We start from the raw sequence: 20,620 nt of genomic DNA, 5'->3' as shown, positions 1-20,620 counted from the left end.
CAGAAGAAGAGAGCCGACCAATGAAGATCAGCATGCGCAGCAGCAGAAGCACAGCCGGACGCCGGACGTCCGCCGCCGTCGCCCTCGGGGCCGTGCTCGCGCTGACCGCCACCGCCTGCGGTGACGACGGCAGCGGGGCCGGCGGCGACAAGGGCGCCGAGGGCAGCGGCAAGGGGAAGGTCGTCTTCTGGGACAACAACGGCGGTATCCGCACGGCGGTCTGGAAGGAGATCATCGCCGACTTCGAGAAGGCGAACCCGGACATCGACGTGGAGTACGTCGGGATCGCCGCCACCGAGTACCAGTCCAAGGTCGACACCGCCATCCAGGGCGGCGGGCTGCCGGACGTCGGCGGTGTCGGCGCGGCGATGCTCGCCGGGTTCTCGGCCCAGGGGGCGCTGGAGCCGCTGGACGACCGCCTGACCGGGTCCTCGCTGAACGGCAAGCTCAACAAGGACATGGTCGAGTCCCTGAAGGCGGCCGGCGGTGGCGACGGCACGCTGTACTCGGTGCCGACCTCCGCGAACAACGGCGTCCTCTACTACCGCACCGACCTCTTCGACAAGGCGGGCCTGGAGGCGCCGACGACCTGGGACGCCTTCTACACGGCCGCCGAGAAGCTCACCGACGCGGGCAAGAACGAGTTCGGCTACACCATCCGCGGCGGCTCCGGCTCCATCGCCCAGGCCCTCGACGCGATGTACGGGCAGTCCGGCATCACCTCCTTCTGGGACGCCGGCAAGAAGAAGACGACCGTCAACGACCCGAAGAACGTCGAGGCGCTGGAGAAGTACGCGGCCCTCTACAAGAAGGCCACGCCGGCGGCCGACGTCAACAACGACTTCGCCAAGATGGTCGCCCAGTGGGACTCCGGCACGATCGGCATGCTCAACCACAACCTGGGCTCCTACCAGGACCACGTGAAGGCGCTCGGCGTCGAGAAGTTCCGTGGCATCCCGCAGCCGGTGGGCTCCACCGGGAAGCGGGTCCAGGTCTCCAACCCGGTCGACGGCCTCGGCGTCTTCAAGAGCTCCAAGAACAAGGACGCCGCCTGGAAGTTCATCGAGTTCGCCACCTCCCCGGAGCAGAACTCGAAGTTCAACGAGTCGGCCGGGCAGGTGCCGTCGAACACCGAGGCCGCGAAGGACGCCTGGATCCAGAAGGCCGAGCCGACGAAGCTCGCGGCGGACGCGCTGAACGACGGGTCCACGACCATCGTCCAGCTGCCGTACTACCTGCCGGACTGGAACACCATCTCCAAGGCGGACAACGAGCCCAACCTCCAGAAGGTCCTGCTCGGCAAGATGAGCGCGAAGTCGTTCCTCGACACGATGGCGGAGGAGCTGAACGAGGCGCAGGCCGAGTGGACCGAGCAGATGGGCTAGTCGTTCCCGGGTCCCGCCGTGGGGCGGTCCGTGACACGCGGACCGCCCCCGGCCGGTCGTGCGGTTCCCCGCGCCGCCCCCGGGGGAACCGTCCCTCTCCTCTCCCGCCTCCAGAAAGGCACTCCGGCGTGTCACTCACCCGAAGACAAGTCGCCACGGCCGCCGCGGCCTCCCTGCCCCTGGCGTTCGCCGCCGTCGGGACCGCTCGGGCCGGCGGGCACCGCCACCGCACCCTCCACATCGCCGGCGACTCCACCGCCGCGCAGAAGTACGCCGACGCAGCGCCCGAGACCGGGTGGGGCATGGCGTTGCCGTTCCTCCTCCGCGAGGACCGGCCCGTCGCCAACCACGCCGTGAACGGGCGGAGCTCCAAGAGCTTCGTGGACGAGGGCCGGCTCGACGCCGTCCTCGCTCTGCTCCGGCCCGGTGACCTCCTGCTCGTCCAGTTCGCCCACAACGACGAGAAGGCCGAGGACCCCAGCCGCTACACCGAGCCCTGGACGACGTACCAGGACCACCTGCGGCTGTACGTCGACGGCGCGCGGGCCCGCGGCGCGCGGCCGGTGCTGGCCACGCCCGTCGAGCGGCGGCGGTTCGACGCGGCCGGTACCGCGCAGCCGAGCCACGGGGAGTACCCGGCGGCGATGCGGGCGCTCGCGCGGGAGGAGGGCGTGGCGCTCCTCGACGTGCAGGCGCTGTCCCTCGCGCTGTGGCAGCGGCTCGGTGCCGAGGAGACCAAGACGTACTTCAACTGGACCGCCACCGAGCAGGACAACACCCACTTCAACCCGCCCGGCGCCATCGCGGTCGCCCGGCTCGTCGTACGGGAGCTGCTGCGCACGCGGGTGCTGGCGCACCGGGACGTGCGCCGGCTGGACCAGGAGATCCCCGGGTCCTGGATCGACTGGCCGGCACCGGCCACCGCCTGACGCACCTCCCCCGAACGCCGCCCCTCACTCGACCCGCACAGCCCGAACAGCCCGCACAGCCCGCACAGAAGGAGAGCCGCACCATGAGCACATCTGGATGGCATGGGCATGCCACACGAAGAGCCGTCGCGCTGGCCGGCTGCACCGCTCTGGTGCTGACCCTGACCGCCGCCACCGCGCAGGCGCGTCCCGGCCACCACCACCCCCGCGACACCGCCCGCCAGACCCTGCCGGCCAACGACGGCTGGGCCTCCCACGGCACCGGTACCACCGGCGGAGCCGACGCCGCCCCGGAGCACGTCTACACCGTCACCACCTGGGCCGCCTTCAAGGCTGCCCTCGCCGTCGAGGGCACCGCGCCGAGGATCATCAAGGTGAAGGGCACGGTCGACGCGGTCTCCGAGGGCTGCGACGCCTTCGCCGCGCCCGGCTACGACTTCGACGCCTACCTGGAGCAGTACGCCCCGGAGCGCTGGGGCCTGGACACCGACCTGAGCGCCGAGCCCGACGACAGCCCGGAGGGCCTGCGCCGTGCCTCCGCCGCCCGGCAGAACCAGGCGATCAAGGCGAACGTCCCGGCCAACACCACGATCATCGGCGTCGGGCGCGACGCCGGCATCAAGGGCGCCAGCCTCCAGATCAAGGGCGTGGACAACGTCATCGTCCGCAACCTGACCTTCGAGAGCCCCGTCGACTGCTTCCCGCAGTGGGACCCCACCGACGGCGACAAGGGCAACTGGAACTCCGAGTACGACAGCGCCGTCGTGTACGGCTCCACCCACGTCTGGCTGGACCACAACACGTTCACCGACGGCGAGCACCCCGACAGCGCGGCGCCCACCCACTTCGGGATGCTGTACCAGCAGCACGACGGCCAGCTGGACATCGTGCGCGGCGCCGACCACGTCACCGCCTCGTGGAACGTCTTCACCGAGCACGACAAGACGATCCTGATCGGCAACAGCGACAGCGAGTCCACCGCCGTCGGTGACCGCGGGCACCTGAAGACGACGTTCCACCACAACCTGTTCAAGGGCCTGGTGGAGCGCGCGCCGCGGGTCCGCTTCGGCCAGGTCGACGTCTACAACAACCACTTCGTGGCCGACGAGGACTACGCCTACAGCTTCGGTGTCGGCAAGGAGTCCCAGCTCGTGGCCGAACACAACGCCTTCACCCTGCCGGACGGCGTCAGCCCGGCGAAGGTGCTGAAGAAGTGGAGCGAGGCGCCGGTCACCGCGGCGCACAACCGCGTCAACGGCAGAAGCGTCGACCTGATCGCCGTGCACAACGCGGAGATCCCGGCCGAGACCCTCCGGTCCGGCGCGGGCTGGACGCCCACCCTGCGCACCAAGGTCCTCCCGGCCTGGGCGGTCCCCTTCGTCGTCGACCACGGAGCGGGCGCCGGCCGCCTCCGCTGACGCCGCCCCCGAACCGGGCCGGGGCGCCCGCACCGCCCCGGCCCTCCCGGCCCGCACCGCCCGGCCGGCCAGTCGGCTCTCCCGGCTCGCACCGCCCCGGCCGCCCAGCGGCCTCCCTGCCCAGGCACTCCCGCACCCCCTGGTGGCCCGTACCGCCCCTCCCGGCCCCGCACCTTGAAGGAGCACCCGCATGCACCGCCCCGCCCCCTCCCGCAGAGGCTTCCTCCTGACGACCGCCGGCGCGGGCGCCGCCCTCGCCCTCACGGCCGCCCCCGCCGTCGCCGGCACCCGCCCCCGCCCGCGTCCCTTCGGCCGGTACGGCTCCCCGGCCGCCCGCCGCACCCCGCGGACCCTGTACGTCGACCCCCACGGCCGCGGCGACTTCACCTCCGTACAGGCCGCCGTGAACGCGGCCCCGGGCGACGGCTGGACGCTGGTCCTGGCCCCCGGCACCTACCGCGAGACGGTCTCCGTGGACACCGACCGCACCGGGGCGACCTGGATCGGCGCCTCACAGGACCCGCGGGACGTCGTCATCGTCTTCGACAACGCGGCCGGCACCCCCAAGCCGGACGGCTCCGGCACCTACGGCACCAGCGGCTCGGCCACCACCACCGTGCGGGCCGACGGCTTCACCGCCCGCTGGATCACCTTCGCCAACGACTGGCTGCGCGCCGGCCACCCCGGCTGGACCGGCACCCAGGCCGTCGCCCTCAAGGCCATGGGCGACCGGACCGCCTTCCACCACTGCCGCTTCCTCGGCCACCAGGACACCCTCTACGCCGACTCCCGCGACCTCGGCCACTTCGCCCGGCAGTACTACGCCCACTGCCACGTCGAGGGGGACGTGGACTTCGTCTTCGGCCGGGCGACGGCCGTGTTCGAGGGCTGCCACTTCCGCACCCTGCTCCGCACCGACCTGTCCGCCGCCCCGCACGGCTTCGTCTTCGCGCCGTCCACGGCGGGCGCCAACCCGCGCGGCTACCTGGTGACGAACGGCCGCGTCAGCAGCGAGGCACCCGACGGCCACTACAAACTGGCCCGCCCCTGGGTGCCCAGCTCCGACGTCACCGCCCGGCCGATGCTCACCGTGCGCGAGACCCGCCTCGGCGCTGGCATCGACGCGGTCGCGCCCTACGCCGACATGCGGGACACGTACCCCTGGCAGGAGCAGCGGTTCCGCGAGTACCGCAACACCGGACCCGGCGCCGCGGTGACCGTCCCGGAGAACCGGCCCCAGCTCACCCGGGCGGAGGCCGCGTCGCACACCCGGGAGGCGTACCTGGGCGACTGGCGGCCGTATGCCCGGCACCGCTGACCCGTCCGACGACCTTCCCGACGACCTTCCCGGCGTCCTGCCCGGCTTCCACCCGGCGCTCAGGGACGAGCTGACCTTCCCGCTCGCCTGGGGCACCTCACCGGTCCGGGACTTCGCGGCCTGGCGGCGGGCGGCCCGCGCCACGGTCGAGGAGCACCTCCTCGTCGACCGGCAGGACGACACGCCCTACGCCCCGGAGTCCGCCGCCCGCTCGGACGGCGACGGGTACACGCGGGAGCTGGTCACCCTCTCCCTCACCCGCTACGGAAGGGTCCGCGGCGCCCTGCTCACCCCGCACGGCGCCGGCCCCTTCCCCGCCGTGCTGCTGCTGCACGACCACGGCTCCCGGTTCGACATCGGCAAGGAGAAACTCGTCCTGCCCTGGTACGACGACTCCCGGCTCGCCGCCGCCCGGGACTGGGCCGACCGGCACTTCGAGGGGCGCTTCCTCGGCGACGAGCTCGCCCGGCGGGGCCATGTGGTGTTCTGCGCGGACGCCCTCGGCTGGGGCGACCGCGAACCGCTCACCTACCCGCGGCAACAGGCGCTGGCCGCCAACCTCTTCCAGCTCGGCAGCTCCCTCGCCGGGCTCCACGCCCGCGAGGACGTGCGCGCCGCCGGCTTCCTGGCGGGGCTCGCCCGCGTGGACCCCCGGCGGATCGCGGCCGTCGGCTTCTCCATGGGCGGCTACCGGGCCTGGCAGACGGCCGCCCTCAGCGACGACGTCGCCGCCGCGGTGAGCGTGTGCTGGATGACCGGCCTGAAGGGGATGCTGGTGCCGGGCAACAACACCCTGCGCGGGCAGTCGGCCTTCCACATGCTGCACCCCGGGCTCGCCCGGCACCTCGACCTCCCCGACGTGGCGAGCATCGCCGCGCCCAGGCCGATGCTGTTCCTCAGCGGTGGCCGGGACCCGCTGTTCACCGCGGAGGGCGTCCGGCACGCCCACGCGAGGCTGCGTGCCGTGTGGCACTCCCGTGGCGCCGCCGACCGGCTGCGCACCGAGATCTGGCGGGACGTCGGGCACGCCTTCCCCCGGCGGATGCAGGACGAGGCCTTCCGCTGGCTGGAGTCGGCCACCGCCGCGCCGGCCTGAGCGGCCGCTGCGGCCTGGCCGGCCGCAGGGGACCGGCCCACCCGGGACAGAGGAACGCCTCCGCCGGTCGTCACCGGCGGAGGCGTTCGGCGGCCGGCCGAGCAGGGCTCGGACGGCACGCACCGGCCCGGGGGGCGGGCCGGCGGACCAGGGCGCGCGGACGGTCGGTCCGCGCGTGGAGAGGTCGTCGCGCTTCCCTGTCGCCACTGGGGAGGGAGAAGGTTGCCGTGTCGTGAGAGATTTCTTCACGAGTCGCCGACCACCGACGACTGCCGACCGACGACCGCCGACCGCCGGCACCGGCCGCTGTCAGGAACCGCCGTCGCCGGTCGCGAAGCCGCCGTCCACCGAGAGCCTCCCGGAGCCGGCGGTGGCCGTCGCGGTGTAGCGGTCGCCGCGCGCGTCCCGGCCGCCCCGCTCGTGGTGGTACTGCCCGGCGAAGATCCACTCGCCCGCCGGGACCGTACGGCCCCGCTTCAGCGTCCACCGGTGGACGAGGAAACCGTCCCGCTCGGCGACCGTGAACGTGAAGTTCTCCTCCGGCAGCGACCGCCAGGCGCCGGTGGAGGCGACCCCGCCGGTCTGCGCGACCCGCAGCTCGACGGTGAGCGCGGTGAGGGGCACGTCGGTCCGCAGGGTGATGTCGCTCTGGGCCCAGAAGTCGTTGCTGTGCGGGTTCACCGAGCCGTCCGACCACAGCGGGCCGTCCTCGGCGGCGGACGAGGGCGGCGGGGCCGTCGCCGTCGCCGTGGCGGTCGGTGGCCGCGAGGACGCGGGGGTGTCCGGGGCCGTCGACTCCGGCGGACCGCTCGGCGTCGGACCGGTCGGCGGGAGGGGCGCGTCGCTCGCGGTGCCGCCGGGTGACGGGGTGGGCGCCGGCGTCGGCGAGGTGGCGACCGAACGCTGCGGGGGAGCGTCGTCCTTCACCGCCGACGCGACCGCGTACCCGCCGACCGCCAGGACCCCGGCCACCGCGGCCGTCGCGCCGGCCACCCGCGCCCAGCCCGGCAGCGGCGGACGCGTCGCCCGGTGGGGGCCGGAACGCTCCCGGCCCGCCATGCCGCGCTCGACCCGGGCCAGGACGCGCGCCCGGTCGGGGCGGTGCGCCCCGGCGGCCTCGCGCAGCAGGGAGCGCACCTCCTCGTCCACGTCCCGCCGCCCGGTCATCGGTCCCTCCCCACGGCCCCACCGCTGCGTGCGAACGCCGCGTGCACCTGCCCCGGCGCCGCCTGCATGCCGAGCAACCGCTGCAACTCGGCCACGCCCTTCGACGTCTGGCTCTTCACCGTACCCACCGAGACGCCCAGGGCGAGTGCCGTGTCCTTCTCGGAGAGGTCGAAGGCGTGCCGCAGCACCACGCACGCCCGCTTGCGGAACGGCAGCCGGCGCAGCGCCTCCTGCACGTCCACCACGCCCGCGACGTCCGGGTTCTCGGTCCGCTCCTCGCGCTGCGACCAGAAGAGGGCGACGCGTCTGCGCTCGCGCACGGCGGTGCGGATGCGCGTACGGGCGAGGTTGGCGACGACGCCGCGCGCGTACGCCACCGGGTGGTCGGCCGCGCGGACCCGGTCCCAGCGGTGCCACAGGGCCAGCAGGGCGTCCGCCGCGAGGTCGTCGGCGGCGTCCGGCTCGCCCGTCAGCAGGTGGGCGAGCCGGGAGAGCTCGGCGTAGTGGCGCTCGAAGAAGGCGTGGAACTCCACGGAGGCGGCGTCGTCGACGACTGTGCCCACGGGCGGACTCTCCTCGCAGCGGCTTCCCCGGCGTCGAACAGCCGTGCGCCGGGCCGGAGTCCGGAACTGTAGCAGCGCCCGACGCACCGTACGGTCGGTGCGTCGAACGCCGTATGGCGGACCGAACCCGCCGGGCGGTGCCGGCCGGTGCTAGCCCTTGAGCGCCGCCTCCATCATCGCCTTGGCCACCGGGGCCGCCAGGCCGTTGCCGCTGACCTCGGAGCGGGCCGCGTCGGACTGCTCGACGACGACCGCCACGGCGACCTCCTCGTCCGAGGAGTCGGACTTGGCGTACGAGGTGAACCAGGCGTACGGCGTCTTGCTGTTCTTCTCGCCGTGCTGGGCGGTGCCCGTCTTGCCGCCCACGGTGGCGCCGGAGATCCGCGCGTTCGACCCCGTGCCCTCCTCGACGACGGTGCGCATGGCCGACTGGAGCTGCTCCGCGGTGGAGGCGCTCACGATCCGCTTCGCCTCCGCGTCGGTGTGGTCCTCCAGGACGTCACCGCCGCTGTCGGTGACCTGCGAGACCATGTGCGGGAAGACCAGTTCGCCGCCGTTGGCGAGGGCCGCCGAGACCATCGCCATCTGGAGCGGGGTCGCCGTCACGTCGAACTGCCCGATGCCCGTCAGGGCCGTCGACGACCCGTCCATGTCCTTCGGGTACACGCTGGTTTGGGCCCGCACCGGCACGTCCTGCGACTCGTCGTTGAAGCCGAACTTCTCGGCCGTCTCCCGCACCTCGTCCTGGCCGAGGTCGACGGCCATCTTGGCGAAGACGTTGTTGCACGAGTACTGCAGCGCGGTGCGGATGGTGGCGTTCTCGCAGGGAGCGTCCGGGTTCTCGTTCGTCAGGTCGGTCGTGGTGCCGGGCAGCCGGTACGGGTCCGGGCTGTCGGTCCTGACGTCCACCGACCCGTACAGCCCGTTCTCCAGCGCGGCGGCCGCCACGACCAGCTTGAACGTCGACCCGGGCGGCAGCGGCTGGCGCAGTGCGCGGTTGGTCAGCGGCTTGTCCGGGTCGCCGGTGAGCTTCTCCCAGGCCTGTCCGGCGGTGTTGGCGTCGGTGAGCGACGCCGGGTCGTACGACGGGGTCGACACGACCGAGAGGATCCTGCCCGTTCTCGGGTCGATCGCCACGGCGGCGCCCTTCGTCTCGCCCAGCGCCTCGAACCCGGCCTTCTGCACGTCCGGGTCGATCGTCGTGACCACGTTGCCCGGCTCGGCGCGCCGGTCCGTGACCGTGTCCATCACGGTCTTCAGCCGCGGGTCGGTGCCGTTGAGCACGTCCTGGTAGATGCCCTCCAGCTGGGTCGGCGCGTACGCCTGCGAGGCGTAGCCCGTCACCGCCGCGTAGAGCCTTCCGTTCTCGTACGTGCGTTTGTACGCGAGGTCGCTCCCCTCCGTCGGCGCCGAGCCGGTGATCGACCGGCCGGCCACGATGATGTTCCCCAGCGGCTCCGCGTACGTCTCGATCGCGTTGCGCCGGTTGTCCTTGCCGTCCGCGAGCGCCCGGCCCTCGTAGAACTGCACCCAGGTGGCCCTGACCAGCAGAGCGAACACGAGGAGCAGCGTGAAGACCGATGCGCGCCTTATCGTCTTGTTCATCCCGCCGACAGGACGAGCGGGCGGGAGCGGATCGTTCCCGTGCGCCCCGTTTTCTCATCGTTCGTTCATGAAGCCGGCCTCGCCCACGGACGTCTCGGTGCGCACCCTCGCCGGCCCGCCGCCGGTCACTCCGCGAGGTGCAGCACGACCTCGTCGATCACCTCGCCGCGCGCCGGGGCGAACCCACGGGCGCGGGCGCTCGTCACGAAGCCGCACTTCTCCAGCACGCGCCGCGACCCGGTGTTGTCGGCCGCCGCCCGCGCGTACAGCGGGCGGTCCCGTACCTCCGCGAGCAGGGCCCGCAGCGCCGCCGTGGCCACCCCCCGCCCCCAGTACGCCCGGTCGATCCAGTACGTGACCTCGCGCTCGCCCGGCTCCCCGTACACCGCTGCGCTGCCGACGACGTCACCGTCGCCGAGGATGGTCCGCACGATGTCGGACGAGGTCCTGATCTTCTGCCAGTGCTCGTCGAAGGCGTCCCGGTCGGCCGGGTCCGCGGGGGTGAAGGCGGCCATGCGCAGGGCCTCCGGATCGTTCATCTGCCGGAAGAACACGGGCAGATCACTGTCGTGGACCGCGCGCAGTGCGATGTGCATGGATCAGAGCCTACGCGTGGCCAGGGTCAGCCGGTCCCGTGCGTCGAACAGCGCGTCCTTGACCATCTGCTCGTGCGCGGGCGTCAGCCTCGCCACCGGCACCGAGCAGCTGATCGCGTCCCGCGCGGGGGTGCGGTAGGGGACCGCGACGCCGAAGCAGCGCAGGCCCAGCGTGTTCTCCTCGCGGTCCACGGCGAAGCCCTGCTCCCGCACCTGGTGGAGCTCCTCGATGAGCTTCTCCCGGTCGGTGATCGTGTGCTCGGTCAGCGCGGGCAGCGTCTCGGGCAGCATCTTGCGGACCTGCTCGTCGCCGTACGTGCTCAGCAGGGCCTTGCCGAGGGAGGTCGAGTGCGCGGGCAGCCGGCGGCCGACCCGGGTGAACGGACGCAGGTAGTGCTGCGACTGGCGGGTGGCCAGGTAGACGACGTTCGTGCCGTCGAGGCGCGCGAGGTGGATGGTCTCCGTCGTGTCGTCGGAGAGCCGGTCCAGCGTCGGCCGCGCCGCCGCCACCACCTCGTCGCCGTCGATGTACGACGTGCCGACCAGCAGCGCCCGCACACCGATGCCGTACCGCGTGCCCGTCGCGTCCGTCTCCACCCAGCCCAGCTCCACGAGCGTGCGCAGCAGCATGTAGAGACTGGACTTGGGATACCCGACGGCCTCCTGGACCGACGCGAGGGAGTGCATACCGGGGCGTCCGGCGAAGTACTCGAGCAGTTCAACCGTCCGCACGGCGGACTTGACCTGCGCTCCGCCCCCCGTCTCGCCAGCCGACATCGCCCTTGACCCCTTCGTTCGGCGGGAAATAGTCTCCAACAGCATATTCATCATCAGAGACAGCGTTCAGCATATCGAACGAGTCCGTTGCAGAGCACGTGGAGGGACCCTCGGTGGCAGCAGCACCAGTCTGGAGTGTCGACCCCCGTACCGGGAAGCAGCGTGAACAGGTCGCGGTGGAGGCCACGGCCCAGGAGGTGGACACCACCGTCCGCGCCGCCCACGCGACGCGCGAGGCCCTCGCCGACCGCACCGTCCGCGCGGCCTTCCTGCGCACCGCCGCCGAGGAGCTGAAGGCGGCCGAGAGCACCCTCGTCGAGGTGGCCGACGCCGAGACCGCGCTCGGCCCGGTCCGGCTCACCGGCGAACTCGCCCGCACCTGCTACCAGCTGCGGGCCTTCGCCGACATCGTCGACGAGGGCGAGTTCCTCGGCGTCGTCGTCAACCACCCCGACGACACGGCCACCCCGCCGATCCCGGACCTGCGCCGCTACAAGGTGCCCCTCGGCGTCGTCGCCGTCTACTCGGCCTCCAACTTCCCCTTCGCCTTCTCCGTCCCCGGCGGCGACACCGCGAGCGCGCTCGCGGCGGGCTGCCCGGTCGTCGTCAAGGCCCACCCGGACCATCCGGCCCTGTCGGAGCTGGTCGCCAAGGTGCTGCGCAGGGCCGCGGCCCGGCACGACATCCCCGCGGGCGTCGTCGGCCTGGTGCACGGCTTCGAGGCGGGCATCGAACTGATCAAGCACCCGCTGGTCGCCGGTGCGGGCTTCACGGGGTCCATCCGGGGTGGCCGCGCGCTGTTCGACGCGGCGGCGGCGCGCCCGGTCCCGATCCCCTTCCACGGAGAGCTGGGTTCGCTGAACCCGGTCGTGGTCACGGAGGCGGCGGCCGCCGAGCGGGCGGAGGCGATCGGCGCGGGGCTGGCCGGCTCGATGACGCTGGGCGTCGGCCAGTTCTGCGTGAAGCCCGGCCTGGTCCTGGTGCCGGCGGGCGCCGCCGGTGACGGCCTGGTCAAGTCGCTCACGGACGCGGTCAGCGACACCGACGCCGGTGTGCTGCTCGACCACCGCATGCGGGACAACTTCGTCGCCGGCGTCGCCGAGCGCGCCGCGCTGCCCGGCGTGGACGCCCCGGTGACTCCGGGCGCCGGCGGCGAGCACACCGTCAGCGCCGGGTTCCTGACCGTGCCGGCCGGGCGGCTGACCGCGGAGGGCGAGCACGACCTGCTGCTGGAGGAGTGCTTCGGGCCGGTCACCGTGGTGGCCCGCTACGAGGACGAGGCCGAGGTGCGGGGCGTGCTGTCCCGGCTGCCGGGCAACCTCACGGCGACCGTGCAGCTCTCCGCCGAGGAGGCGGCGGGCGAGGGCCGGGGAGCCGAGCTCCTCGCCGAGGTGACGCCGCTCGCGGGGCGGGTGCTGGTGAACGGCTGGCCGACCGGTGTCGCCGTGGCGGCGGCCCAGCACCACGGGGGCCCGTACCCGGCCACGACGTCGACGTCCACGTCGGTGGGCGGGACGGCGATCGAGCGCTGGCTGCGGCCGGTCGCCTATCAGGGGACGCCCGAGGCGCTGCTGCCGCCCGAACTGCGGGACGACAACCCGCTGGGGCTCCCCCGCCGGTTCAACGGGGTGCTGGAGCGCTAGCGCCACACGGCCGCGCCCGCAAGGGGGCGCGGCCCTCCGGCGGCCGTGGCGGCGTCGCGGCCGCACGCGCCCACGGGGCGCGGCCGCACGCCGTCGCAGCCCGCCCGGGGCACGTCCCCCGGGCCTGAGAGGATCGCACCATGCTTCTCGAACTCCCCGAACTGCCCTTCCCCCTCCGCCCGTACGGGCCCGACGGAGCCTGGTCCTACGACGGCGGTGTCCTCACCGGCCGGGCCGGAGCGAGGCAGGACCGGTTCGTGCCGCCGACCGGCGAGGCACTGGAGCCCGCCTCCGACGCACCCCGGCTGCTCGGCGCTCCCGACGGCGACTTCCAGTTGATCGCCCGCGTCACCGTCGGTTTCCAGGGGGCCTTCGACGCCGGGGTGCTCTACGTCCACGTCGGTGAGCGGGCCTGGGCCAAGCTGTGCCTGGAGTACTCCCCGGACGTGCCCACCGTCTGCACGGTGGTCACCCGGGGGCACTCCGACGACTGCAACTCCTTCACCGTGGACGGGGATTCGGTGTGGCTGAGGGTCAGCCGGTCCGGCCGGGCCTTCGCCTTCCACGCCTCCCTCGACGGCGAGCGCTGGACCTTCGTCCGGCTGTTCACGCTGGGGGACGAGAAGGAGACGGGCGCGGCCCTGGTCGGCTTCCTCGCGCAGGCGCCGACGGGGGAGGGGTGCGTGGTGACGTACGACCGTCTGGAGCTGCGGCCGGGCTTTCCGGCCGACCTGCGCGACGGCGGCTGAGGCAACCGGAGGGCGTGGCTCCCACGTCCTCCCGTACATGATCGACACACGTCTGCCCGGAAGCCCGGTGATCCGCACCGTCCTGTCCGCCGAGGCCGAGACCGTGGCCGCCCTGCACGCCCGGGCCCGGGCGACGTACTACCCGGACGGGCCGCCCGACGACGGAACCGACTGGGTCGCCGCCTGGCGCGGGGCCGTCGAGCGGCCCGACGGCCACGTGCTGTGCGCCGTGGCAGGGGGCGACCTCGTCGGCGTCGCCTCCTTCCGGGTGCCGGAGGACGGACCGGCGGGCACGGTCAGGCTGTTCCAGTTCCACATCGACCCCGGCCACTGGCGGTCGGGCATCGGCACCGCCCTGCACACCGCCTGCGTGGAGCAGTGGCGCGCCGACGGCAGGCGGACGGCCGTCCTGGACGTGCACGCCGACAACCGCCGCGCCCAGGCCTTCTACGGCCGCCAGGGCTGGGTCCCCGACCCGGAGGAGCCCCCGGGCGCCGGCGACCACCACCTGTCCCTGCGCTTCGCCGTGGACGGGGAATGAGCTCCCCTGCTTGAACGTTCACGTACGGGACGGAGAGGGCCTCCGGACCCCGTACGACCTGGAGAAGAGCCGAGACATGCGCGTCGAGATCTGGAGCGACATCGCCTGCCCGTGGTGCTACGTGGGCAAGGCCCGCTTCGAGAAGGCGCTCGCGGCCTTCCCGCACCGCGACGAGGTCGAGGTGGTGCACCGCTCCTTCGAGCTGGACCCCGGGCGGGCCAAGGACGACGTCCAGCCCGTGCTGACGATGCTCACCGCCAAGTACGGCATGAGCGAGGCGCAGGCGCGGGCCGGGGAGGACAACCTCGGCGCGCAGGCCGCCGCCGAGGGCCTGGACTACCGCACCCGGGGCCGCGACCACGGCAGCACCTTCGACATGCACCGGCTGCTGCACCTCGCCCGCGAGAGCGGACGGCAGGAGAAGCTCCTGGACGCGTTCTACCGGGCCAACTTCGCGGAGGAGCGGTCCGTCTTCGCCGACGACGAGCGGCTGGTGGAGCTGGCCGTCGCCGCCGGACTGGACGCGGACACCGCCCGCGCGGTGCTCGCCGATCCCACCGCCTACGCCGACGAGGTGCGCGCCGACGAGCGCGAGGCCGCCGAGCTCGGGGCGAGCGGCGTGCCGTTCTTCGTGCTCGACCGGGCGTACGGCGTCTCCGGCGCCCAGCCCGCGGAGGTCTTCACCCGGGCGCTGACGCAGGCGTGGGGCGAGCGCACGCCCCTGAAGCCGATCGGCGACGGCGACGCCGAGGCGTGCGGCCCGGACGGGTGCGCGGTGCCCCGGAGCTGAGAGCCCAGGTGAGAGCCTGTCCATAAGTGCTGCTTGGGGGAGCGGCGTGGAAAGACGCAATGGACGGGGAGGTCCCGTGGCCGCACAGTGGTGCCATGGAGAGCTTCGAGAACCTCGTCCGTGCCGAGTTCGACCCGAAGACCACGTACCTGAACACCGCCAGCACCGGTCTGCTCCCCGCCCGGACCCTCGCCGCGATGCGTGACGCGGCGGAGGCGGCGGCGGCCGGGGAGCCGTCCGACATGTTCGCCGACGTCGAGGCGAGCCGTTCCGCCTTCGCCCGGCTGACGGGGGTGCCCTCGTCCCGGGTCGCGGCCGGCGCGTCGGTCGCCACGTTCAGCGGGCTCGTCGCCGCCGCGCTGCCCTCGGGAGCCGAAGTCCTCACCGCGGAGGGTGACTTCAGCTCCCTGGTGAACCCCTTCCACATGCGCGGGGACCTGAAGGTGCGCAGTGTGCCGCTGGAGCGCATCGCGGAGTCGGTGGGGCCGGGCACCGCGCTCGTCGCGGTCAGTTCCGTCCAGTCGGCCGACGGGCGGATCGCCGGCCTCGCGGCGCTGCGGGACGCCGCCCGGGTGCACGGGGCGCGGACGCTGATCGACGCCTCGCAGTCCAGCGGGTGGCTGCCCCTGGCCGCGGGGGAGTTCGACTTCGTGACCGCGGTCGCCTTCAAGTGGCTGCTCTGCCCGCGCGGTGTCGCCTTCCTCGTCGTACCGGAGGACCTGGGAGCGGCCGCCGGACTGACGCCGCTGTTCGCCGGGTGGGCGTCCGGGGAGCGCCCCTGGGACAGCTGCTACGGCCCCGTCGGGGAACTCGCGCACTCCGCACGGCGCTTCGACGAGAGCCCCGCCCTGTTCTCGTACGCGGGCGCCCGGCACTCCCTCTCCCTGATCGCGGACCTCGGCGTGGACGCCGTGCACGCCCACGACACGGCCCTCGCCGACCGGTTCCGCGAGGGGCTGGCCTCCCTGGGCCACGGGCCGGTGCCCGCGCCGGGTTCCGCGATCGTGTCCGTACCCGCACTCGGCCACCGGCAGGGCGAGTTGGGCCGGGCCGACGTGCAGGTCTCGGACCGGGCGGGCAATCTGCGGGCCGCCTTCCACGCGTACAACACCCCGGCGGACGTCGACCGGCTGCTGAACGTGCTGGCGGACTGAGGCAGCGACCGGGCCGGCACCGCAAGGGGCCCGGGGCAGCCGACCGGGCCGGCGCGGGCACGGACCCCGGACAGCATCGGGCAGGAGCCTCCCGTCCCACACGAAGAGGCTCCTGCCCGGGATCAGATGCGGGTCACCTCACCGGAGTGAAGTCCCGCGCGCCGATGAAGTCCGGTCGCCGGATCGGCGCCGCGAAGGGCTCGACGGCCGTGTTCTCCACGCTGTTGAACACGATGAACACGTTGCTGCGCGGGAAGGGCGTGATGTTGTCGCCCGAGCCGTGCATGCAGTTGCAGTCGAACCAGGTCGCCGAGCCGGCCTTGCCGGTGAACAGCTTGATGCCGTACTCCGACGCCATCTTGGTCAGCGCCTCGTCGGACGGCGTGCCCGCGTCCTGCATCTGCAGGGACTTCTTGTAGTTGTCCTTCGGCGTGGCCCCCGCGCACCCGAGGAACGTCTTGTGCGACCCCGGCATGATCATCAGACCGCCGTTGGTGTCGTAGTTCTCGGTGAGCGCGATCGAGACCGAGATCGTCCGCATGTTCGGCAGGCCGTCCTCGGCGTGCCAGGTCTCGAAGTCCGAGTGCCAGTAGAAACCGCTGGCCCCGAAGCCGGGCTTCACGTTGATCCGGGACTGGTGGACGTAGACGTCCGAGCCGAGGATCTGCCGGGCCCGCCCGACCACCCGCTCGTCGCGCACCAGGTTCGCGAAGACCTCGCTGATCTTGTGCACCTCGAAGACGGACCGGATCTCCTTGGACTGCGGCTCCACGATCGAGCGCTCGTCCGCGCGGATCGCCGGATCGGAGGTGAGCCGCTCCAGTTCCCGCCGGTAGACGTCGACCTCGTCCGGCCCGATGAGCTGGTCGATGGCGAGGAAGCCGTCGCGGTCCAGGGACTGCAGGTCACCGGCCGAGACGGGACCGGGGGTGTCCGGGGAGCCCCAGACGACCGGGTCCCGCCGGGGGGTGGCCACCTCGGTGGCGCCGCGGGTGGGATAGAGATCGGTGATGTTCGTGGTCGTGATGGTCACGGTGACTCACACCTCCTCGGTGAGCAGCGGGTAGACGCCGTTCTCGTCGTGATCCTCCCGTCCGGTCACGGGCGGGTTGAAGACACAGATGCAGTGGAAGTCCTCCTTGACCTTGAGCGTGTGCCGCTCGTGGCCGTTGAGGAGGTACATCGTGCCCGGAGTGATGTGGTACGTCTTCCCCGTCTCGCGGTCGGTCAACTCGGCGTCGCCCTGGGTGCAGACGACGGCCTCGATGTGGTTCGCGTACCACATGGAGGTCTCCGTGCCCGCGTACAGGATCGTCTCGTGGACGGAGAAGCCGACCTTCTCCTTGGCGAGGACGATGCGCTTGCTCTCCCAGGTGCCGGACGCCGACTTCACGTGCCGGTCGGTGCCTTCGATCTCCTTGAACGAACGGACGATCACGGTGTTGCGATGCCTCCTAGGTGAAGGGTGTGCGAGGGTCCCCGGCGCCTTCGGCCGCGCGGTCGAAGGCGCCGGAAGCGGTGGGGGTGTCAGGCGGTCTCGCGCACGGCGCGGGCGAGGGTCTTCATGCCCTCGTCCAGCTCGTCGGGGGTGATGGTGAGCGCCGGCAGCAGCTTGACGACCTCGCTCTCGGGACCGGACGTCTCGATGAGCAGCCCGAGCTCGAAGGCGCGCTTGGCGACCCGGCCCGCACGGTCCTTGTCGTGGAACTCCAGGCCCCAGACCAGGCCGCGGCCCCGGTACTCCTTGACGTCGGCGAGGTTCTCCTCGGTGATGGCGATCATGTGCTGTTCGACCTGCTCACCGCGGGTGCGGGTCTGCTTCTCCATCGCCGACCCGTCGGCCCAGTACGCCTCCAGCGTGGCGGTCGCCGTCACGAAGGCCGGGTTGTTGCCGCGGAAGGTGCCGTTGTGCTCGCCCGGCTCCCAGACGTCCAGCTCCGGCTTGAACAGGCAGAGCGACATGGGCAGGCCGTAGCCGCTGATCGACTTGGAGACGGTGACGATGTCCGGTGTGATGCCCGCCTCCTCGAAGGAGAAGAAGGCGCCGGTACGGCCGCAGCCCATCTGGATGTCGTCGACGATGAGCAGCATGTCCTGGCGTTCGCACAGCTCGGACAGGGCGCGCAGCCACTCGGGCCGGGCGACGTTGATGCCGCCCTCGCCCTGCACGGTCTCCACGATCACGGCGGCCGGCTTGTTGAGCCCGGAGCCCTGGTCCTCCAGGAGCCGCTCGAACCACAGGAAGTCCTCGACCGTGCCGTCGAAGTAGTTGTCGAACGGCATGGGCGTGCCGTGCACCAGCGGGATACCGGCACCGGCCCGCTTGAAGGCGTTGCCGGTCACGGCGAGCGAGCCCAGGGACATGCCGTGGAAGGCGTTGGTGAACGACACGATCGACTCGCGCCCCTTCACCTTGCGCGCCAGCTTCAGCGCGGCTTCCACGGCGTTGGTGCCCGTCGGGCCCGGGAACATGACCTTGTACGGCAGGTCGCGCGGGCGCAGGATCGTGTTCTGGAACGTCTCCAGGAAGCGGCGCTTGGCGGTCGTCGACATGTCGAGACCGTGCGTGACGCCGTCCCGCTCCAGGTAGTCGATGAGAGCGCGTTTCAGTACGGCGTTGTTGTGCCCGTAGTTGAGCGAGCCCGCTCCGGCGAAGAAGTCCAGGTACTCGTGCCCGTCCTCGTCGTACATGCGGCTGCCGACCGCACGGTCGAAGATGGTGGGCCAGCCGCGGCAGTAGCTGCGCACCTCGGACTCTACGGTCTCGAAGACACTGAGGTCGGGCTGGGTGATGGTCACGACGAATCGCTCCTCGTGGGGTGAGGGTGGGAGAGGAAGGTCGTACGGATCCGGTGGGACCGGTGCGGTCCCGGCCGGGAAGTCTGGGGGCCGGGCGGCGAGGGGCGCCGGGCGGTCAGCCGCCGAGGGGGCCTATGCGGTACAGGACCTCGGGCTCGTGCGGCCCGTCGGGGAACTCGTCCGTGTCGAAGAGGACTTCGCGCTCCAGCGTGGCGCCGTGGCGCTCGGCGAACGAGGTGAACAGCCGCTGGGAAGCGGTGTTGTCGGGGGAGATGGTGGTCTCCACGGTCGTCGTCCCGCACTCCGCGAGGGTCCGGGCGGCGAGCCCGTCGAGCATCGAAGCCGCGAGCTTTCGACCACGGTACGCCTCGTCCACCGCCACCTGCCACACGAGCAGCGTGTCCGGCTGGTCGGGCCGCACGTAGCCGGTCACGAAGCCGACCGGCACCCCGTGCCCGTCGCGGGCGACGGCCGAGGTGGCGGCGAAGTCACGGCACCAGAGCAGATAGCTGTAGGACGAGTTCACGTCGAGGACCTTCGAGTCCTTGGCTATCCGCCAGAGGGCGGCCCCGTCGGCCACTCTCGGACGATCGATTTGCAGGTCTGCTTGCGCGGCAGTCATGCAAATGAAATTACCCAGCGAAAATCAAAATTGCATCGCCGGAAGGGGTTACGTGTGAACGTGTCGTGTGATATCACGCGGGCGCGTGCCACCGCGCGAAACGTCGTCACTTTGGGATGATTTGACCTGGATGAAGGGCGCGAATCGGTCAGCATGTGTAACGGGTCACAATCATGTAACCTGCGCGACGCGTGTCCGAAATGCCGGTCTCGAACTTATCGAAATCTTAGAGTTTAGGTCCGGGGAAAGCGGGAAGAAGAACACGGATGGCTGTACTCCGAAGAATTGCCGAATTCGCTTTTGATGGCTTCGGCAAATTCCAAGAATTCACGCTCCGGAAAGGCCCGTGCCGGTCTGCGCCTCCCAGGCGGACTCGGCGGCGTGCCGGGCCGCCCCGAGGTCCGTCCGGGCCCCGGTCTCGGCCAGTGCGGCACCCAGTGCCGCCAAGCAGCTCTGCACGGCTCCGGGCGTCGCGTCCGGGCCGTAGTGGTTGACCCGGATCATCTCCCGCGCCAGCGCGCCCCCGCCCGCGGCCAGCGGCAGCGCGGGGTCGGACTCCAGGGCCCGGGCCACCAGCTCCGACGCGTCGGTGCCCGACGGCACCCGCAGCGTCGTCGCCACCGGCGCCGCGTCCTTCGCCTCGTACACGTACGGCTCCAGACCGCCGCCCAGCGCGAGCGCACCGGCACGGGTGGCCGCGGCGGCCGAGGCGTGCCGCGCCATCACCGTCTCGGGGCCCTCCGCCTCGATGCGCTCCACGCATGCCTCCAGGGCGAGCATCTCCAGCTGCGCCGGCGCGTGCAGCAGCGCCTTGCGCCCGCCGTCGATCCAGCGCTCCTTCCAGTCCAGCAGGGAGAGGTACGACCGGCGCGGAGCGTGCGGGTTGGCCGCCATCCGCGCCCAGGCCCGCTCGCTCACCGACACCGCCGACACACCGGCCGGACCGCCCATCGCCTTCTGCGCGCCGATCACGCACAGGTCCACGCCCCACGCGTCCGGCAGCACCGGCTCGGCGCCCACGGAGGCCACGGCGTCCAGGTAGAACAGTGCGCCGTGCGCCCGCACCGCCTCGCCGATCTCCGCGACCGGGTTGGTGTTCCCGGTCGCCGCCTCCGCGTGCACCAGGGAGACGAAGTCGATCTCCGGGTGCTCGGCGAAGGCCTGGCGGACCTGCTCGGCGGAGACGGCCGTGTGGAACGGCACGGCGAGGTCGTGCACGGTCGCACCGCAGTCCCGCAGCCAGTTCCCGAACGTCTGCCCGTACGGCCCCGTGACGATGTTCAGCGCGACGGTGCCCGGCCCGGCGGCGGCGCGGATCGCGCCCTCCAGCGGCAGCAGCGCCTCGCCCTGCATGATCACGACGTCCTGTCCGGTGCCGAGCAGGCGCGCCACCCGGTCCTCGATCGCGGCGAAACGGCCGGCGCTCAGCGGGGCGAGGTCCAGGAAGGGGTGGCTCACGGCGGTGCTC

The 20,620-nt window shown here is 72.4% G+C and carries 20 protein-coding genes; 10 read left to right on the top strand and 10 right to left on the bottom strand.

From position 1 onward, the window contains the following. The first annotated feature begins 20 nt into the window (after positions 1-20). The 5 genes from SAM23877_RS09130 to SAM23877_RS09110 all read left to right on the top strand — a co-directional run bounded on the left by SAM23877_RS09130 (position 21) and on the right by SAM23877_RS09110 (position 6,146). Positions 21-1,385 (top strand): ABC transporter substrate-binding protein, encoded by a 1,365-nt coding sequence (locus SAM23877_RS09130; protein WP_053128767.1) that lies wholly within the window; start codon positions 21-23, stop codon positions 1,383-1,385. Between the two features lie 128 nt (positions 1,386-1,513). Continuing rightward, the gene (locus tag SAM23877_RS09125) at positions 1,514-2,314 is read left to right on the top strand and encodes a rhamnogalacturonan acetylesterase (RefSeq protein ID WP_053128765.1); all 801 of its coding nucleotides are present in this window, start codon (positions 1,514-1,516) and stop codon (positions 2,312-2,314) included. Between the two features lie 83 nt (positions 2,315-2,397). Beyond that, positions 2,398-3,732, top strand: a complete 1,335-nt coding sequence (locus tag SAM23877_RS09120) for a pectate lyase family protein (protein WP_053128763.1) — start codon at positions 2,398-2,400, stop codon at positions 3,730-3,732. A 190-nt stretch (positions 3,733-3,922) separates the two neighbouring features. Beyond that, on the top strand, positions 3,923-5,050 hold the full coding sequence (locus SAM23877_RS09115; RefSeq protein ID WP_053128761.1) for a pectinesterase family protein: 1,128 nt from the start codon (positions 3,923-3,925) through the stop codon (positions 5,048-5,050). Further along, positions 5,034-6,146 (top strand): dienelactone hydrolase family protein, encoded by a 1,113-nt coding sequence (locus SAM23877_RS09110; RefSeq protein ID WP_053128759.1) that lies wholly within the window; start codon positions 5,034-5,036, stop codon positions 6,144-6,146. The genes SAM23877_RS09115 and SAM23877_RS09110 overlap by 17 nt, the downstream gene beginning before the upstream one ends. 309 nt (positions 6,147-6,455) lie before the next feature. Here the strand turns inward: SAM23877_RS09110 and SAM23877_RS09105 are convergent, their stop codons facing one another. The 5 genes from SAM23877_RS09105 to SAM23877_RS09085 form a co-directional block, all read right to left on the bottom strand. After that, on the bottom strand, positions 6,456-7,313 hold the full coding sequence (locus tag SAM23877_RS09105) for a hypothetical protein (protein WP_053128753.1): 858 nt from the start codon (positions 7,311-7,313) through the stop codon (positions 6,456-6,458). Next, the gene (locus SAM23877_RS09100; RefSeq protein WP_053128751.1) at positions 7,310-7,876 is read right to left on the bottom strand and encodes a SigE family RNA polymerase sigma factor; all 567 of its coding nucleotides are present in this window, start codon (positions 7,874-7,876) and stop codon (positions 7,310-7,312) included. Before SAM23877_RS09100 ends, SAM23877_RS09105 begins: the two co-directional genes overlap by 4 nt. A 150-nt stretch (positions 7,877-8,026) precedes the next feature. Continuing rightward, positions 8,027-9,481: a peptidoglycan D,D-transpeptidase FtsI family protein gene (locus SAM23877_RS09095; RefSeq protein WP_053128748.1), complete on the bottom strand. Its 1,455-nt coding sequence runs from the start codon at positions 9,479-9,481 to the stop codon at positions 8,027-8,029. A gap of 125 nt (positions 9,482-9,606) precedes the next feature. Further along, positions 9,607-10,077: a GNAT family N-acetyltransferase gene (locus SAM23877_RS09090; protein WP_053128746.1), complete on the bottom strand. Its 471-nt coding sequence runs from the start codon at positions 10,075-10,077 to the stop codon at positions 9,607-9,609. A 3-nt stretch (positions 10,078-10,080) separates the two neighbouring features. Then, positions 10,081-10,854, bottom strand: a complete 774-nt coding sequence (locus tag SAM23877_RS09085) for an IclR family transcriptional regulator (RefSeq protein ID WP_053128744.1) — start codon at positions 10,852-10,854, stop codon at positions 10,081-10,083. Between the two features lie 113 nt (positions 10,855-10,967). Between SAM23877_RS09085 and SAM23877_RS09080 the strand changes: the two genes are divergently transcribed. The 5 genes from SAM23877_RS09080 to SAM23877_RS09060 all read left to right on the top strand — a co-directional run bounded on the left by SAM23877_RS09080 (position 10,968) and on the right by SAM23877_RS09060 (position 15,731). Continuing rightward, a complete protein-coding gene (locus SAM23877_RS09080) occupies positions 10,968-12,497 on the top strand; it encodes an aldehyde dehydrogenase (NADP(+)) (RefSeq protein ID WP_079030667.1) in 1,530 nt (509 codons plus the stop codon). A gap of 140 nt (positions 12,498-12,637) precedes the next feature. Beyond that, entirely contained in the window at positions 12,638-13,246 is a 609-nt protein-coding gene (locus SAM23877_RS09075) for a DUF1349 domain-containing protein (RefSeq protein ID WP_053128740.1), read from the top strand. A 37-nt stretch (positions 13,247-13,283) separates the two neighbouring features. Then, positions 13,284-13,787, top strand: coding sequence for a GNAT family N-acetyltransferase (locus SAM23877_RS09070; RefSeq protein WP_174532205.1), 504 nt, complete (start codon positions 13,284-13,286; stop codon positions 13,785-13,787). Positions 13,788-13,863: 76 nt separating this feature from the next. After that, the gene (locus SAM23877_RS09065; protein ID WP_053142312.1) at positions 13,864-14,577 is read left to right on the top strand and encodes a DsbA family oxidoreductase; all 714 of its coding nucleotides are present in this window, start codon (positions 13,864-13,866) and stop codon (positions 14,575-14,577) included. A 59-nt stretch (positions 14,578-14,636) separates the two neighbouring features. Further along, positions 14,637-15,731 (top strand): aminotransferase class V-fold PLP-dependent enzyme, encoded by a 1,095-nt coding sequence (locus SAM23877_RS09060; RefSeq protein ID WP_079030101.1) that lies wholly within the window; start codon positions 14,637-14,639, stop codon positions 15,729-15,731. Between the two features lie 133 nt (positions 15,732-15,864). Here SAM23877_RS09060 and thpD read toward each other — a convergent pair whose 3' ends face one another. The 5 genes from thpD to SAM23877_RS09035 all read right to left on the bottom strand — a co-directional run bounded on the left by thpD (position 15,865) and on the right by SAM23877_RS09035 (position 20,610). Further along, positions 15,865-16,764: an ectoine hydroxylase gene (gene thpD / locus SAM23877_RS09055; RefSeq protein ID WP_174532204.1), complete on the bottom strand. Its 900-nt coding sequence runs from the start codon at positions 16,762-16,764 to the stop codon at positions 15,865-15,867. A gap of 6 nt (positions 16,765-16,770) precedes the next feature. After that, entirely contained in the window at positions 16,771-17,169 is a 399-nt protein-coding gene (locus SAM23877_RS09050) for an ectoine synthase (RefSeq protein ID WP_053128738.1), read from the bottom strand. A gap of 89 nt (positions 17,170-17,258) precedes the next feature. Beyond that, entirely contained in the window at positions 17,259-18,530 is a 1,272-nt protein-coding gene (gene ectB, locus SAM23877_RS09045) for a diaminobutyrate--2-oxoglutarate transaminase (RefSeq protein WP_053128736.1), read from the bottom strand. 115 nt (positions 18,531-18,645) lie between these two features. Beyond that, positions 18,646-19,152: a diaminobutyrate acetyltransferase gene (gene ectA, locus SAM23877_RS09040; RefSeq protein ID WP_053128734.1), complete on the bottom strand. Its 507-nt coding sequence runs from the start codon at positions 19,150-19,152 to the stop codon at positions 18,646-18,648. Between the two features lie 327 nt (positions 19,153-19,479). Beyond that, positions 19,480-20,610 carry a pyridoxal-phosphate-dependent aminotransferase family protein gene (locus tag SAM23877_RS09035; RefSeq protein ID WP_053128730.1) on the bottom strand — a complete coding sequence of 377 codons (1,131 nt, stop codon included), beginning with the start codon at positions 20,608-20,610 and terminating at the stop codon, positions 19,480-19,482. Positions 20,611-20,620: the final 10 nt, after the last annotated feature.

This window comes from Streptomyces ambofaciens ATCC 23877 (assembly GCF_001267885.1).
GTDB lineage: Bacteria > Actinomycetota > Actinomycetes > Streptomycetales > Streptomycetaceae > Streptomyces > Streptomyces ambofaciens.
The sequence above is the reverse complement of the archived record's forward strand: the minus strand, read 5'-3'. Positions and strand labels throughout refer to the sequence as shown.